The organism is Pseudomonas sp. NyZ480 (assembly GCF_029537255.1).
Lineage (GTDB): Bacteria > Pseudomonadota > Gammaproteobacteria > Pseudomonadales > Pseudomonadaceae > Aquipseudomonas > Aquipseudomonas taiwanensis.
On record NZ_CP120626.1, the window covers coordinates 3,901,064 to 3,915,903 of the forward strand.

Here is a 14,840-nt window from a genome sequence, read left to right on the forward strand (position 1 = left end):
CTGCGCCCGCGGATCAGCGCTGCGCGTACTGCAACACCACCTCCAGCGGGTGGCGCATCTGCCGCTCGGTCATGCGCTTGACCTGGCTGCGGCACGAATAACCAGTCGCCAGCGCCTCACCTTCCTTGTCCAGCTTGGTCGCCCAGGACTGCTCGAAGATGGTCCGCGAGGTCTGCTGATTGCGCGCCTCATGCCCATAGGTGCCGGACATGCCGCAGCACCCGGTGGCCTCGGTCACCAACTTCAGGCCCAGACGGGCGAACACCTGCTCCCACTGCTTGGTGCTGGCCGGCACATTGGTCTTCTCGGTGCAGTGGGCCATCAGCCGGAAGGTGCCTGGCGCGACCACCGCCTGCTCCGGCAACACCTCCATCAACCACTCCTGGGGTAACAGCACTTTCGGGCACGCGTCCAGGCCAGGCACCTTCTGGTATTCCTGGCGGTAGACCAGGGTCATCGCCGGGTCCAAGCCCACCAGCGGCACGCCACAGTCGGCCAGCGCCTTGAGCTGGGTAGCGTTGCGGATCGCAGCCTTGGCGAAGGCACCCAGGAAGCCTTGCACATGCAGCGGCTTGCCATTGGCACTGTAAGGCGCCAGAAATACCCGATGGCCCAGGCGGTGGGCCAGCTCGATGAACGATGCCAGCAGCGGTGTCTCGAAGTACCGGGTGAAGGCGTCCTGCACCAGCACGATGCTGCGCTCGCGTTGGGCCGGGGTGAGCTCACGCAGGGCCGGTACGCTGGCCACACCCACCCGGCAGCGAGTCAGGGTCGACTGGAAGTTGAAGCGGCTGATCAGCGGGCTGTCGACCATCCCAACCTTATCGGCCAGCAGCTTGCTGACCCATTTCGAGCCCATCACCGCGTTGTAAATCCCTGGCGCATGAGCCAGGTACGGGATGGTGAATTCCAGCGAGCCGATCAGGTAGTCACGCAGCGGACGCTGGTAGCGACCGTGGTACAGCTCAAGGAAGCGCGAGCGGAAGTCTGGAACATTGACCTTGATCGGGCACTGACCCGCGCACGACTTGCACGCCAGGCAACCGGCCATGGCGTCGTACACCTCGTGGGAAAAGTCCGCCTGCCCCTGCTGACGGGCGCGATTGTTGCGCAGGCGTGCCGGCAGGCCCTTGAGCCAGGACACCTTGTTGCGCGCCACCGCCAGCACGTCGACATCGGCTTCGCCTTGCAGGCGCAGCCACTCACGCATCAGCGAGGCACGGCCCTTGGGCGAGTGCTGGCGCTCGCGGGTGGCCTTCCACGAGGGGCACATGGCGTCGTTGGGGTCGTAGTTGTAGCAGGCGCCGTTGCCGTTGCAGTGCACGGCGCTGGGGAAGTCCTGCCACACGCGCTCGCTGATGGTACGGTCGAGATCGCCGCGCAAGGTCACACCATCGACCGGTGTCAGGCCTTCGGCGCTGTCCGGCGGGGTGCAGATCTTGCCTGGGTTGAGCTGGTTATGCGGGTCGAAGGCGCCTTTGAGGCGCTGCAGCGCCGGGTAGAGTTCACCAAAGTACTCCGGCACGTATTCCGAGCGCAGGCCTTTGCCGTGTTCGCCCCACAGCAGGCCACCATAGCGTTTGGTCAGCGCCGCCACGGCGTCGGAAATCGGCTTGACCAGCGCCGCCTGGGCTGGATCTTTCATGTCCAGCGCCGGACGCACGTGCAGCACCCCGGCGTCGACATGGCCGAACATGCCGTAGGACAGGCCATAGCCATCGAGCAGGGCACGGAAGTCAGCGATGTAGTCGGCAAGCTGCTCTGGCGGTACCGCGGTGTCTTCCACGAAGGGCTGCGGGCGCACTTCGCCCTCGACGTTGCCCAGCAGGCCCACCGAGCGCTTGCGCATGGTGTAGACCCGCGTGACCGCGTCGCCCCCCTCAGCCAAGGTGTGGCCCAGGCGTTCGACGCTGGTGTCATTCTGAAGGTGCTCGATGAACGCCTGCACCCGGGCGTTGACCTCGGTTGGCTCGTCGCCGCAGAACTCCACCAGGTTGATGCCCAGGGTCGGGCGCTCGGGGTCGGCGGGGAAATATTCAGCCACGCTGTGCCAGACGATGTCTTTCATCGCCAGCATCAGCACCTTGGAATCCACCGTCTCGATCGACAATGGCTTGAGCGCCATCAGCGCATTGGCATCGCGCAGGGCATCCATGAAGCTGGTGTAGCGAACGTTCACCAGCACCGCATACTTGGGAATCGGCAACACGTTGAGCTTGGCCTCGACCACGTAGCCCAGCGAGCCTTCGGCACCGCACAGCACGCTGTTGAGGTTGAAGCGGCCCTGTTCGTCGCGAAGGTGCGCCAGGTCGTAGCCGGTCAGGCAGCGGTTGAGCTTGGGGAAGGTACTTTCGATCAGCTCGGCCTGGGTTTCCTGGATTTCGCGAGCCATGCGGTACACCTCGCCCACCCGGCCAGGTGCGGCGCAGGCTTGCTCCAGCGCCGCATCATCGATCGGCAGGCTGTGCAGGCGCTCACCGCCAAGCAGCACGCTGTGCAACTCCAGGACGTGGTCGCGGGTCTTGCCGTAGGTGCAACTGCCCTGGCCGCTGGCGTCGGTATTGATCATGCCGCCGACAGTGGCACGATTGGAGGTGGACAGTTCAGGGGCGAAGAACAGACCGTGGGGCTTGAGCGCAGCATTGAGCTGGTCCTTGACCACCCCCGCCTGAACCCGCACCCAACGCTCCTGGACGTTGATTTCCAGAATCTTGTTCATGTGACGCGACAGGTCGACGACGATGCCGTCGGTCAGCGACTGACCGTTGGTGCCGGTACCACCGCCCCGCGGGGTCAGCTTGACCTGCTGGAAGCGTGGCTCGCCCATCAGTGTAGCGACCCGCGCCACGTCGTCGGCGTCCATCGGGAACACCGCCGCCTGGGGCAGGCGCTGGTAGATCGAGTTGTCGGTGGCCAGCACGGTGCGCGTGCCGTAGTCGGCACTGATCTGGCCACGGAAGCCGCTGCTGCGCAGGGCTTCGAGAAATTCGGGGTAGTTGGCGGCCGGCGCGCGGGTGGGCAGCTGGGCGATCATCGAAGGATGGCCTCTTGATATGGGCTAATTCACGGAAATCCTGTCTTTCCGGCATGGTTCGCTGTATGCACGGATGACGAATAGGCCCATGTTCCTGTACTTTCGCCCCAGGGGCAAACGGATAATCCTGCCGCTATCGATGACTTTTATGAATGAATTACCGCCACCTGACCCCTTCGATGTCGCTACTCCTGGCCTTCGAAGCTGCCGCCCGGCATGAAAGCTACACCCGTGCCGCCGCCGAGCTGTCCCTGACGCAGAGCGCGGTCAGCCGGCAAGTGCAGGCCTTGGAGCAGCAGCTTGGCCTGACGCTGTTCCGGCGCGAGGGCAGACAGGTGCAGCTGACCGACGTTGGCCGCCTGTACCAGCGCGAACTGAGCGAGGCGTTGGGGCGCATCCGCAACGCGACCTTGCAGGCCCTGGCATACCAATCCGGCGTCGGCACCCTGCGCCTGGCAACCCTTCCCACCTTCGGCTCGAAATGGCTGCTACCTCGCCTGCATGCGTTCTACAGCGCGCACCCAGGCATGCTAGTGCATATACATTCACGCATCGAAGCGATCAACTTCGACACCAGCGAGATCGACGCGGCCATTGGCGTGGCCAGCCACGACTTGCCGGGCCTGATCTGCCATCGCTTGCATGCCGAAGAGCTGGTGGTGATCCTGCCGTCCGAAGCCGGCAACGACGCCCAAGGCTGGGAGCCGGCGCGGATCAGTGAAGAAGTGCTGCTTAACGTGGCCAACAACCCGCACGCCTGGGGCGAATGGTTCTCGCACCATGGCCTACCCCACCGGGCCATGCGCCTGGGGCCCAGCTTCGAGCTGACCTCACACTTGATCCAAGCGGTACGGGCCGGAATCGGCATCGGCCTGGTGCCGAGAATCCTGGTGGAGGAGGAACTGGCCAAGGGTGAGCTCTTCAGCCCAGGGACCGCCTTTGCCAGTCAACGCAGCTACTACCTGATCTACCCGCCGAGAAATGAGGCGCTGCCGTCGTTGCGGGCGTTTCGCGGGTGGTTGCTGGAGCAGATCTGATGGGCGGGTTGCCTGCAGCGACCCTCAACGTCGGCAAACCGCCTTTGACAAGCAGTGACGGACATCAAAAAACCCGACACCTGTGACCGGATGTCGGGTTTTCATTCATGCCATCAGGCGGTTACTTGGTAATGGTCCCAGCCTCGCCGACGGCCTGCGCCCCACGCTTGCCCTTAGCTACGTAGAACACATACATCACCACCAGCCACACCGGAATCGCGTACACCGACACCTGGATCCCAGGAATCTGCAGCATGACGCCCAGGATCAGCACCACGAAAGCCAGGCAGATGTAGTTGCCATAGGGGTACCACAACGCCTTGAACAGCGGCCTTTGGCCAGTGCGATCCAGATGCTGGCGGAACTTCAAGTGCGAGTAGCTGATCATCGCCCAGTTGATCACCAGGGTCGCGACCACCAGCGACATCAACAGCTCCAGCGCATTCTGCGGAATGAGGTAGTTCAGCAGCACGGCGATCAAGGTCACCGCCGCCGAAACCAGAATCGAACGAACCGGCACACCGCGCTTGTCGACCTTTGCCAGCGCCGCAGGTGCATCGCCCTGCTCAGCCATACCCAGCAGCATGCGGGCGTTGCAGTAGGTACCGCTGTTGTAGACCGACAGCGCTGCAGTCAGTACCACGAAGTTCAGCAGGTGCGCAGCCACATCGCTGCCCAGCAACGAGAACACCTGGACGAACGGGCTGCTGCCGTAGCTGCCGCCAGAGGCGTCGATGCTGGCGACCAGATTGTCCCAAGGGGTCAGCGACAGCAGGACCACCAGCGCACCGATGTAGAAGATCAGGATGCGGTAGATGACCTGGTTGATCGCCTTGGGGATGACGGTTTTCGGCTTGTCGGCCTCGGCCGCGGTGAAACCGAGCATTTCCAGGCCACCGAAGGAGAACATGATGAATGCCAAGGCCATCACCAGGCCGCTGACGCCATGCGGGAAGAAGCCGCCATGCGCCCACAGGTTGGTCACCGAGGCCTCGGGGCCGCCGCTGCCGCTGGTCAACAGATAGGCACCCAGGCCGATCATGCCGACGATCGCCGCGACCTTGATGATTGCGAACCAGAACTCGGCCTCACCGAATACCTTGACGTTCATCAGGTTGATGAAGTTGATCAGCAGGAAGAAGCCCGCTGCCGTGACCCAAGTCGGGATCTCCGGCCACCAGTAGTGAATGTACTTGCCAACCGCGGTGAGCTCCGACATGCCGACCAGGATGTACAGCACCCAGCAGTTCCATCCCGACAGAAAACCGGCGAAGCCCCCCCAATATTTATGGGCAAAGTGGCTGAACGAACCGGCCACCGGCTCTTCGACGATCATTTCGCCGAGCTGGCGCATGATCATGAAGGCGATGAAGCCGCAGATGGCGTAGCCAAGGATCATCGACGGGCCGGCGGATTTCATCACGCCTGCCGAGCCGAGGAACAGACCGGTACCAATCGCGCCGCCGAGGGCGATCAATTGGATATGGCGGTTCTTCAGGCCCCGCTTGAGCTCGCCTGAATGCATGTTTTGTCCACTCATGAACGAAGTCACCTGCATTGTTTTTATCTGTGACGGAATCGGACCCACCGCGCTCGTGGCGCAGCGGAATGGGGCAAGGTGGTTACCTTGGGTTTCTTGGACACAGGCTCCGCCGGGGCGGATCAGCCGGGCGTGGCCAAGAGTGCGCGGTACGCATAAGGGTCACAGGTAAAACGCGGCGCACTGTATACCCCCGCGAACGCGCAGGCGTCAACGCGTTGCGTCGTTTCCTGGGGAAAAAACGCACCGGTCCTGTGGTGTAGGCCTTCAAAGGCGAGGTGATCGGCGTACATGGCGCCTCCATTTGTTGTTCTGTATGCCCAGCTCTGCGGAGGGGCTTCTTGCACGCGGCAATGCTCGCTATATCAGCGTGGGGCGGGGGTTTGGGCAATAGGCCGGCGGGGACAGGGCAGGTTCGAGGAGGTGCTTGTCGGCAAGTTCTGTTTACAGAAAAAGGTGGCGGTCAGGGAAATCGGATGATTTCGTACAATTTTCTTTACAAGGCGGTTTGAAAACTTGCCAGTCGTCGGAAAATTTCTTTTCGTTCAAGATCTTGGCTGAGCGTTGCATGGCGCGACCGCATCGTGCAGACATGAAAAAGCCAGCCCGAAGGCTGGCTCTTTGATCAGCAGTGCAGATCAACCACGCGGCTTGCCACGACCACGCCCGGTTGGCTTGTCGCCTTCCGGCCTTGCAGGACGCTTGCGCATCTCGCTCGGGCGCTCGGCGACAGTGCTGCCGCGGCTGCCTTTGCGCGGGGCTTCTTCACGTGGCTGACGCGCAGGACGCTCGGCAGCGCTGCCCTCGTGCGCCGGGCGAAGGTTGCGTACGCGCTCGTTGCGGCCCAGTGGACGGGTCGACTTGCGCTGCATGCGCTCCATCTTGTCCTTGGCCTTGAGGTTCATGGCTGGCAGCGCTACCGGCTGCAGGCCCACTTCAGCGGCCAGGATGTCGATTTCGCCCTGGGTCATTTCGCGCCAGCGGCCCATCGGCAGGTCGGAATTGAGGAACACCGGGCCGAAACGTACGCGCTTCAGTCGGCTGACCACCATGCCCTGGGATTCCCACAGGCGACGTACCTCACGGTTACGCCCTTCCATTACCACGCAGTGATACCAGTGGTTGAAGCCTTCACCACCGGGGGCTTTCTGGATGTCGGTGAACTTGGCCGGGCCATCCTCGAGCATCACGCCGGCCTTGAGGCGTTCGATCATCTCGTCGTCCACCTCGCCACGCACACGCACTGCGTACTCGCGGTCCATCTCGTAGGAGGGGTGCATCAGGCGATTGGCCAGCTCACCGTCGGTGGTGAACAGCAACAGGCCAGTGGTGTTGATGTCCAGACGGCCGATGTTGATCCAGCGGCCTTCTTTCGGGCGCGGGAGGCGATCGAACACGGTCGGACGACCTTCGGGGTCGTCACGGGTGCAGATCTCGCCATCGGGCTTGTTGTACATGATCACCCGGCGAGTGGCCTCGGCGGCCTCTTCGCGCTTGATCAGCTTGCCATCGACCGTGATCGCATCGTGCAGGTCGACGCGCAGGCCGAGGGTGGCTTCGACGCCGTTGACTTTGATACGGCCCTGGCTGATCCAGGCCTCGACGTCACGGCGCGAGCCGACGCCAATGCGCGCCAGCACTTTCTGCAGCTTTTCGCCGGATGGAGGGGTGGGTTGGCTGTCTTGCAGGTCTTGCTCACTCATCTGGGCACCTCCCGGTGTAGGAATGAATCAGGGTTTGGCGACGAACGTGCCAAAAGGGCGCGTATCATACGCGGTTCCGGACGCGAGCGCACTGTAGCGCAGTGGGTTTTCTGCCCAATGGCTTATGCGCTGACCGAAGCTGCCTGATTGCCGGCAAGTCGGCAACGACACGGGACCCGAGGCTTGCCAGCGGTGGCGTCAGCGCAGACGACTTCAGGGTTCGAGCTTGCCCTCTTCCTCACGCAAATCCTCGAAGTCAGTCTTCAACCCCTCCTCCATGGCATCGAGTTCCACCAACAAGCTGCGGAAACTGGTCTCTTCCTTCGGCTCGACAACCGCTTCCTCACCCAGGCTGGCATCGGCCAACGCCTGCAAATGCGCTGGCACTGGCGCATCGTCGGGGTCCAGAAAGGGTGCAGGCTCCATCTCGCGCAACTCCGCCAACGCCGGCAGCTCTTCGAGGCTCTTGAGATTGAAGTGATCGAGAAATCCCTTGGTGGTGGCGAACATCGCTGGTCGACCGGGCACCTCACGGTAGCCGACCACGCGTATCCACTCCCGCTCCATCAAGGTCTTGATGATATTGCTGTTCACCGCCACACCCCGCACATCCTCGATCTCGCCACGGGTGATGGGCTGGCGGTAAGCGATCAATGCCAAGGTTTCCAGCAACGCACGGGAATAACGTTGCGGGCGCTCTTCCCACAGCCGCCCTACCCAGGGCGCGAAGTCCTCGCGAATCTGCAGGCGGTAGCCGCTGGCCACCTCCATGAGTTCGAATGCACGGCCAGCGCAGGACTTGCCCAGCACCTCCAGGGCCTTCTTGAACACCTTGGGTTCGGGGCGCTCGGCCTCTTCGAACAGTTCATACAAGCGTTCCAGGGATTGTGGCTTGCCCGAGGCCAGCAAAAACGCCTCGATCAGCGACGCCAAGTCGCGTGGGTCATTCAGATTCATCGGATTCTTCGACAGTTTCGGCCCGCATTCGGACATGGATCGGGGCGAAAGGCTCATTCTGCACCAGTTCGATCAGCGATTCCTTGACCAGCTCCAGAATCGCCATGAACGTCACCACCACACCCAGCTTGCCCTCCTCGGCGCCGAACAATTCGACAAATGGCACGAAGCCACCGTCCTTGAGGCGCTCCAGCACCTCGCTCATGCGTTCGCGGGTAGACAGGGCCTCGCGGGTGATCTGGTGACTTTCGAACAGGTCGTTGCGGCGCATGACCTCGGCCATGGACACCAGAAGCTCCTCCAGGCTGACCTGGGGCAACAGCTTGCGCACCTTGGCCTGGGGGGCGTCCAGGCGCGGCACGACGATATCGCGGCCAACCCGCGGCAGCTCGTCGATGCCTTCGGCAGCGGCCTTGAAGCGCTCGTACTCCTGAAGACGGCGAATCAGTTCGGCGCGCGGGTCGCCCTCTTCTTCCTCGACCTCCGACGAGCGCGGCAACAGCATGCGCGACTTGATCTCGGCCAGCACTGCGGCCATCACCAGGTACTCGGCGGCCAGCTCGAGGCGCACGCTCTTCATCAGTTCGACATAACCCATGTACTGACGGGTGATCTCGGCTACCGGGATGTCGAGGATGTCGATGTTCTGCTTGCGGATCAGGTACAGGAGCAAGTCCAGCGGGCCTTCAAAGGCTTCGAGGATGACTTCCAGCGCATCCGGCGGGATATAGAGGTCCACCGGCATCTCTGTAAGTGCTTCACCATAGACCAGCGCCAGCTGCAATTGCTGGGGCAACGCGACTTCGCTGACCTGTGCCTGCGGTGCGTCTACTTGGCTCACGCGTGGACCATGAACGGCGCTGGGTCGCCACAGCCTTCGCGAATCAGCTCAGGCGACTCGCCGGACAGATCGATGATGGTGGAAGCCTTGAGGTCGCCAAAACCGCCATCGATGACCAGGTCGACATGGTGCTCCAGTCGCTGGCGAATCTCGTACGGGTCGGTCATCGGCTCGGTGTCACCTGGCAGGATCAGGCTCACGCTCATCAGTGGCTCGCCCAGCTCGGCAAGCAGGGCCAGGGTGATCGCGTGATCCGGTACCCGCAGGCCGATGGTGCGACGCTTTTCGTGCAGCAGCAGACGTGGCACCTCGCGGGTGCCATTGAGTATGAACGTGTAGGGGCCGGGCACATGGGCCTTGAGCAGGCGGAAAGTACCGGTGTCGACCTTGGCGTAAAGACCGAGCTGGGACATATCGCAGCACATCAGGGTGAAGTTATGGCTCTTGTCCAGGCCACGCAGGCGTCGCACCCGCTCCACCGCGCTCTTGTCGCCAATCTGGCAACCCAGGGCATAGGCCGAGTCGGTCGGATAGACCACCACGCCACCCTTGCGGATGATCTCAACCGCCTGGCGGATCAGCCGCGGCTGCGGATTCTCCGGATGAATCTGGAAAAATTGGCTCACGTAGTCGTCCTGTTCATACCGCCAAAGGCTGTTCATGGCTGAATCGGCGCCACAGAGGTGGCAGGTCCTCGGGCAATGGCCGGTAGGCACCGATCTCGCCCCAGGTGCCAGGGCCGTGGAAATCACTGCCGGCGCTCGCCAGCAAGCCGAACTCTCGGGTAAGGATGGACATCGTGCCCACTTGCTCGGCCGGCATCATCCCATTGACCACCTCAAGTGCCTGCCCGCCTGCCTGAATATAGTCTGCTATCAGCCTTCTGCGCTTGCTGCGGGTCAGATCGTAATGCATGGGATGAGCCAGGCTCACCCAGGCATTGGACTGGCGCAGGGTCGCGACGGTTTCCTCAAGCGTCGGCCAATGCAGCTTGACGTCGCCCAGCTTGCCGGCGCCAAGCCACTTGCGAAACGCTTCGCCGCGGTCCTTGACGTGGCCCGCACGCACCAGGAACTCGGCAAAGTGCGGACGCGCGGGAGCGTTGCCGCTGTCACCCAGTTCTTGCTGCACCGCCCGCGCACCGTCGAGTGCGCCGGGCATGCCCTTGGCCGCCAACCGCTTGTCGATTTCCTCGGCGCGCAGCCAGCGCCCCCGGTGCAAAGCTTCGATGGCCGCCAGCAGCGGCGGCGCATCGAGCGGGAAGTCATAGCCCAGTACATGGATGGTCGCACCACCCCAGGTGCAGGAAAGCTCCACCCCGCTGATCCAGCGCATCCCTCGTGCATGGCAGGCCTGCCGGGCCTCTGGCAGGCCTTCGATGGTGTCGTGGTCGGTCAGCGCCAGTGCTTGCACCCCGTGATCGAAGGCCCGGGCGACCAGGGTCGACGGCGACAGGGCGCCATCGGAGGCCGTGCTGTGACAGTGCAGATCAACATTCATGGAGGAGCGCTTTCGCTGGAATCGATGTTTGTTATTATGCCGTCACATCCCGATTCTGGCTGCCATTGTGAAACAATTCATCGATTTCATCCCGCTGCTGCTGTTCTTCATCGTCTACAAGCTCGACCCGCGCCCCATGGAAGTGGCCGGTCACAACTTCGAATTCGGCGGTATCTACAGCGCCACGGCGATGCTGATCCTCAGTTCGCTGGTGGTGTACGGCGCCCTGTTCCTGCGCCAGCGCAAGCTCGAAAAAGGTCAGTGGCTGACCTTGATCGCCTGCCTGGTGTTCGGCGGCCTGACCCTCACCTTCCACAGCGAGACATTCCTCAAGTGGAAGGCACCCGTGGTCAACTGGCTGTTCGCCCTGGGCTTCGCCGGCAGCCATTTCATCGGTGACCGGGTTCTGATCAAGCGCATCATGGGCCATGCCCTGAGCCTGCCCGATGCCATCTGGAACCGCCTGAACATCGCTTGGATCGGTTTTTTCCTGTTCTGTGGTGCCGCCAACCTGTTCGTCGCCTTCACCTTCCAGGACTTCTGGGTCGACTTCAAGGTGTTCGGCAGCCTCGGCATGACCGTGATTTTCCTGGTGGCACAGGGTGTCTACCTGTCCCGCCACCTGCACGACGAACCTTCCACCTCCAAGACCAAGGAATGACATGCTCTACGCCATCATCGCCAGCGACGTCGCGAACTCCCTGGAAAAACGCCTGGCCGCACGCCCGGCGCACATCGAGCGCCTGCAGCAACTGAAGGCCGAAGGCCGCGTGGTACTGGCCGGCCCGCACCCGGCCATCGACAGCAATGATCCAGGTGAGGCTGGCTTCAGCGGCAGCCTGATCGTCGCCGAGTTCAACTCCCTGGCCGATGCCCAGGCCTGGGCCGACGCTGACCCGTACATCGCCGCCGGCGTGTACGAAAAGGTCATCGTCAAGCCGTTCAAGCAAGTGTTGCCCTGATCTAAACAGCGTCCCTTTTTCGCAGGTGAACCCGCTCCTACAGGCACTGCACAGGCCCTGAAGCGTGCAAGTGGCCCATGAGAGCGAGTTCACCCGCGAACGGGCTGGCGCGAACGCTAAGCAATTCCGACCAACGGCCGACAACCTCCAGAATCGATAGGAATCAGGAGTTCCCATGCGCCAAGGTCAGATCGCCCTGCTGTTTTGCCTGTTGTTAGTCCCCTGCTTCGCCTACGCCGAGCAACCGTTGTCACTGGAGGCCGGTGCGCGCATTACCGAGCTTCAGCAGCGCCTGGACGACAGCGAAAAGCAACGTGCCATCCTTGCCCAGCAACTGCAGGACGCCGACAGCGAACGGGAAAGCGCCCAGCTGGCGCGCCTGCGCCAGGACAACCAGCGGCTGAAGATGGCGATCAGGGAATTGCAGGCCAGTCCCCAGCCCCGCCTGCTTACCGACCAGCAACAATGGTTTCTGATTGGTTCAGCCGTTGCACTCTTGTCGGCAGTCTGCGGTATCTTTGCCAGTGGCGGACATAGAAGACGCCGTCAATGGTTGAATTGAGTGAGTCATGAGCGAGCTGTTACTGATTGATGATGACCAGGAACTCTGCGAGCTGCTCGGCAGCTGGCTGACCCAGGAAGGGTTCTCTGTCCGCGCCTGCCACGATGGCCAGAGCGCGCGTCAGGCGCTGGCAGAGCATTCGCCGGCAGCGGTGGTGCTCGACGTGATGCTGCCCGATGGCAGTGGCCTGGAACTGCTCAAGCAATTGCGCAGCGACCACGCTGAACTGCCTGTGTTGATGCTTTCGGCCCGTGGCGAGCCGCTGGACCGCATCCTCGGCCTCGAACTGGGTGCCGACGACTACCTGGCCAAACCCTGCGACCCGCGTGAACTCACGGCGCGCCTGCGGGCAGTGCTGCGCCGCAGCCACCCGACGGCCACCACCACCCAGGTGGAAATTGGCGACCTGACCTTCAGCCCGGCGCGTGGCGTGGTCAGCATCGACGAACGCGAAATGACCCTGACCCTCTCCGAAAGCCGCATCCTCGAAGCACTGCTGCGCCAACCCGGCGAACCGCTGGACAAGCAGGACCTCGCGCAGATCGGTTTGGGTCGCAAGCTGACCCTGTATGACCGCAGCCTGGACATGCATGTCAGCAACCTACGCAAGAAGATCGGCCCGCACCCCGACGGCCGTCCGCGGATCGTGGCGCTGCGCAGCCGGGGCTACTACTACAGTCTGTAAGCACGCCGGGGCCGCTTTGCGGCCCCAATTGCAACGGCCCGCTCGCGCAAAGCACGGCCGCCCCTCTTTACCGAGTCTTTACCCTCCACTGACTGCGCTTGACCTTGATCTCCCTAGACTGGGCTCATCCGGTAACCACCGGCCCCTGAAAGGAGAAACACCATGCGCAAGACCCTTATCGCCCTGATGTTCGCCGCCGCCCTGCCGACCGTAGCCATGGCCATGCCTGAAGGCGGCCCGCGCCACGACGGCCCGCATCATCGCGGTGACGCGCCTTTCGCCCAACTGGACCTGAGCCGCGACCAACGCCAGCAGATCGGCAAGCTGATGGGCGAGCAGATGAAGCAACGTCGCGACATCACCGAGCGCTACCTGAACAAGCTGCCAGCCGCCGATCAAAAAGCCATGAAGGATGAAATCAAGGCCAGCCACGACAAGACCGATAGCCAGATCCGCGCCCTGCTCAAGCCAGAACAGCAGAAGCAGTTCGACGAGTTGAAGAAAGAGCGCGCCGCGAAGCAGGCTGAGTGGCAGGAGTTCCAGGCCTGGAAAGCTGAAAAAGACGCCAAGGCCCAGTAAGCTGTCCCACCGATGCCCGGCCCGCTCTCATGCGGGCCGGGCTTTTCCCGCTTGTAGGAGGTGCACTTGCGTTCACTGTTCTGGCGCATCCTGGCCAGTTTCTGGCTGGCCATCACACTGGTCGCCGGGCTGTCGATCCTGCTGGGCCATATGCTCAACCAAGACGCCTGGATTCTCAGCCGCCACCCAGGCCTGAACACCTTGGCCAGCCACTGGGCCCAGCACTACGAGCAAGAAGGCATGGAATCGGCGCAGCGCTTTCTGGAGCGGCGCAAGCAGCGCTTCAAGATCGACGTACAAGTGCTCAATGACAGCGGCGAGGCGGTAGTGCCCGGCACTTTCCCCCGCCGTGCGGCGGCCTTCGAGGCTCGCCAGCACAACGACGACCGCCGCCTGCCCTGGCGACGGCTCACCGAGGAGTACACCAGCCCCCAGAGCGGCGAAACCTATCTGCTGATCTACCGGATTCCACACCCGGAGCTGGACGCTTGGCACCGCGAGAGCCTGCTCTGGCCGCTCAGCGCACTGGGCATCGCCCTGGTGGTCCTGACCTTGTTCAGCCTGCTGGTGACCCTGTCCATCACCCGCCCATTGAGCCGATTGCGCGGTGCGGTGCATGACCTAGGGCAGACCAGCTATCAGCAGAACAGCCTGGCGCGGCTGGCGGCCCGCCGCGACGAATTCGGTGTGCTGGCCAACGACTTCAACAAGATGGGCGCCCGCCTGCAAAGCCTGATCGGCAGCCAGCGCCAGTTGCTGCGCGATGTGTCCCACGAACTGCGCTCGCCTCTGGCACGCCTGCGCATTGCCCTGGCCCTGGCCGAACGTGCCGAACCCGAGCAACGCGAAACGTTGTGGCCACGTCTGACCCGCGAATGCGACCGTCTGGAAGACCTGATCAGCGAGATCCTTGCCCTGGCCCGCGTCGATGCCGAGCAGGCGCATGCCGAGCCGGTCGACCTGAATGCATTGCTTGGCAGCGTGCGCAAGGATGCCCAGCTCAGCGCACCGGAGCAGGAGGTCAAGCTCGAAGCCCAGCCAGGCCTGACACTGCAAGGCTGGCCGACGCTGATCGAACGAGCGCTGGACAACCTGCTGCGCAATGCCTTGCGTTTCAATCCAGTGGGGCAACCGATCGAGATTCATGCCGAGCGTGAGCAGGACCGTATCGTGCTGACTGTGCGCGACCACGGGCCTGGGGTGGCACAGGAGCATCTGGCACAGCTGGGTGAGCCATTCTTCAGGGCGCCAGGACAGAGTGCAGCGGGGCATGGCCTGGGGCTGGCCATTGCGCGCAAGGCAGCGGAGCGCCACGGGGGGACGCTGGTGTTGGCCAATCATCCACTGGGGGGCTTCGTGGCCCGGTTGGAGCTGCCGGTGGCCGAGGTGAACGGCAACTGAGTCGGGGCTGGTTGTCCCGGCCTCGTCGTGGGTAACCCC

14 protein-coding genes are annotated in these 14,840 nt (G+C 63.0%); 7 read left to right on the forward strand and 7 right to left on the reverse strand.

Features of this window, described 5'->3' with window-relative positions; translation table 11 throughout:
* Window positions 1-13 precede the first annotated feature (13 nt).
* On the reverse strand, window positions 14-3,034 hold the full coding sequence (locus tag P3R38_RS17895; RefSeq protein WP_023381607.1) for an FAD-binding and (Fe-S)-binding domain-containing protein: 3,021 nt from the start codon (window positions 3,032-3,034) through the stop codon (window positions 14-16).
* A gap of 152 nt (window positions 3,035-3,186) precedes the next feature.
* On the opposite strand from P3R38_RS17895, the gene P3R38_RS17900 reads away from it, so the two are divergent.
* Complete coding sequence (locus tag P3R38_RS17900) at window positions 3,187-4,071, forward strand: LysR substrate-binding domain-containing protein (RefSeq protein ID WP_023381608.1); 885 nt, start codon at window positions 3,187-3,189, stop codon at window positions 4,069-4,071.
* Between the two features lie 121 nt (window positions 4,072-4,192).
* Here the strand turns inward: P3R38_RS17900 and P3R38_RS17905 are convergent, their stop codons facing one another.
* The 6 genes from P3R38_RS17905 to P3R38_RS17930 form a co-directional block, all read right to left on the reverse strand.
* A complete protein-coding gene (locus P3R38_RS17905) occupies window positions 4,193-5,611 on the reverse strand; it encodes an amino acid permease (protein WP_162144470.1) in 1,419 nt (472 codons plus the stop codon).
* Window positions 5,612-6,249: 638 nt separating this feature from the next.
* Window positions 6,250-7,314 (reverse strand): 23S rRNA pseudouridine(2605) synthase RluB, encoded by a 1,065-nt coding sequence (gene rluB, locus P3R38_RS17910; RefSeq protein WP_023381611.1) that lies wholly within the window; start codon window positions 7,312-7,314, stop codon window positions 6,250-6,252.
* Between the two features lie 213 nt (window positions 7,315-7,527).
* Window positions 7,528-8,271 (reverse strand): SMC-Scp complex subunit ScpB, encoded by a 744-nt coding sequence (gene scpB / locus P3R38_RS17915; RefSeq protein ID WP_023381612.1) that lies wholly within the window; start codon window positions 8,269-8,271, stop codon window positions 7,528-7,530.
* Window positions 8,258-8,983, reverse strand: a complete 726-nt coding sequence (locus P3R38_RS17920; RefSeq protein ID WP_162144471.1) for a ScpA family protein — start codon at window positions 8,981-8,983, stop codon at window positions 8,258-8,260. The genes scpB and P3R38_RS17920 overlap by 14 nt, the downstream gene beginning before the upstream one ends.
* Before the next feature lie 125 nt (window positions 8,984-9,108).
* A complete protein-coding gene (locus tag P3R38_RS17925; RefSeq protein WP_023381614.1) occupies window positions 9,109-9,738 on the reverse strand; it encodes an L-threonylcarbamoyladenylate synthase in 630 nt (209 codons plus the stop codon).
* Between the two features lie 13 nt (window positions 9,739-9,751).
* The gene (locus tag P3R38_RS17930) at window positions 9,752-10,612 is read right to left on the reverse strand and encodes a PHP domain-containing protein (protein ID WP_023381615.1); all 861 of its coding nucleotides are present in this window, start codon (window positions 10,610-10,612) and stop codon (window positions 9,752-9,754) included.
* A 67-nt stretch (window positions 10,613-10,679) separates the two neighbouring features.
* Between P3R38_RS17930 and P3R38_RS17935 the strand changes: the two genes are divergently transcribed.
* The 6 genes from P3R38_RS17935 (at window position 10,680) to P3R38_RS17960 (ending at window position 14,801) form a co-directional block, all read left to right on the forward strand.
* Window positions 10,680-11,273 (forward strand): septation protein A, encoded by a 594-nt coding sequence (locus P3R38_RS17935; protein ID WP_023381616.1) that lies wholly within the window; start codon window positions 10,680-10,682, stop codon window positions 11,271-11,273.
* 1 nt (window position 11,274) lies between these two features.
* On the forward strand, window positions 11,275-11,574 hold the full coding sequence (locus P3R38_RS17940) for a YciI family protein (RefSeq protein WP_023381617.1): 300 nt from the start codon (window positions 11,275-11,277) through the stop codon (window positions 11,572-11,574).
* 175 nt (window positions 11,575-11,749) lie between these two features.
* A complete protein-coding gene (locus P3R38_RS17945) occupies window positions 11,750-12,136 on the forward strand; it encodes a hypothetical protein (RefSeq protein ID WP_023381618.1) in 387 nt (128 codons plus the stop codon).
* A gap of 7 nt (window positions 12,137-12,143) precedes the next feature.
* Entirely contained in the window at window positions 12,144-12,821 is a 678-nt protein-coding gene (locus tag P3R38_RS17950; protein WP_023381619.1) for a response regulator transcription factor, read from the forward strand.
* 162 nt (window positions 12,822-12,983) lie between these two features.
* The gene (locus P3R38_RS17955; protein ID WP_023381620.1) at window positions 12,984-13,400 is read left to right on the forward strand and encodes a Spy/CpxP family protein refolding chaperone; all 417 of its coding nucleotides are present in this window, start codon (window positions 12,984-12,986) and stop codon (window positions 13,398-13,400) included.
* Window positions 13,401-13,460: 60 nt separating this feature from the next.
* Window positions 13,461-14,801: a HAMP domain-containing sensor histidine kinase gene (locus tag P3R38_RS17960; protein WP_027908215.1), complete on the forward strand. Its 1,341-nt coding sequence runs from the start codon at window positions 13,461-13,463 to the stop codon at window positions 14,799-14,801.
* Window positions 14,802-14,840 lie beyond the last annotated feature (39 nt).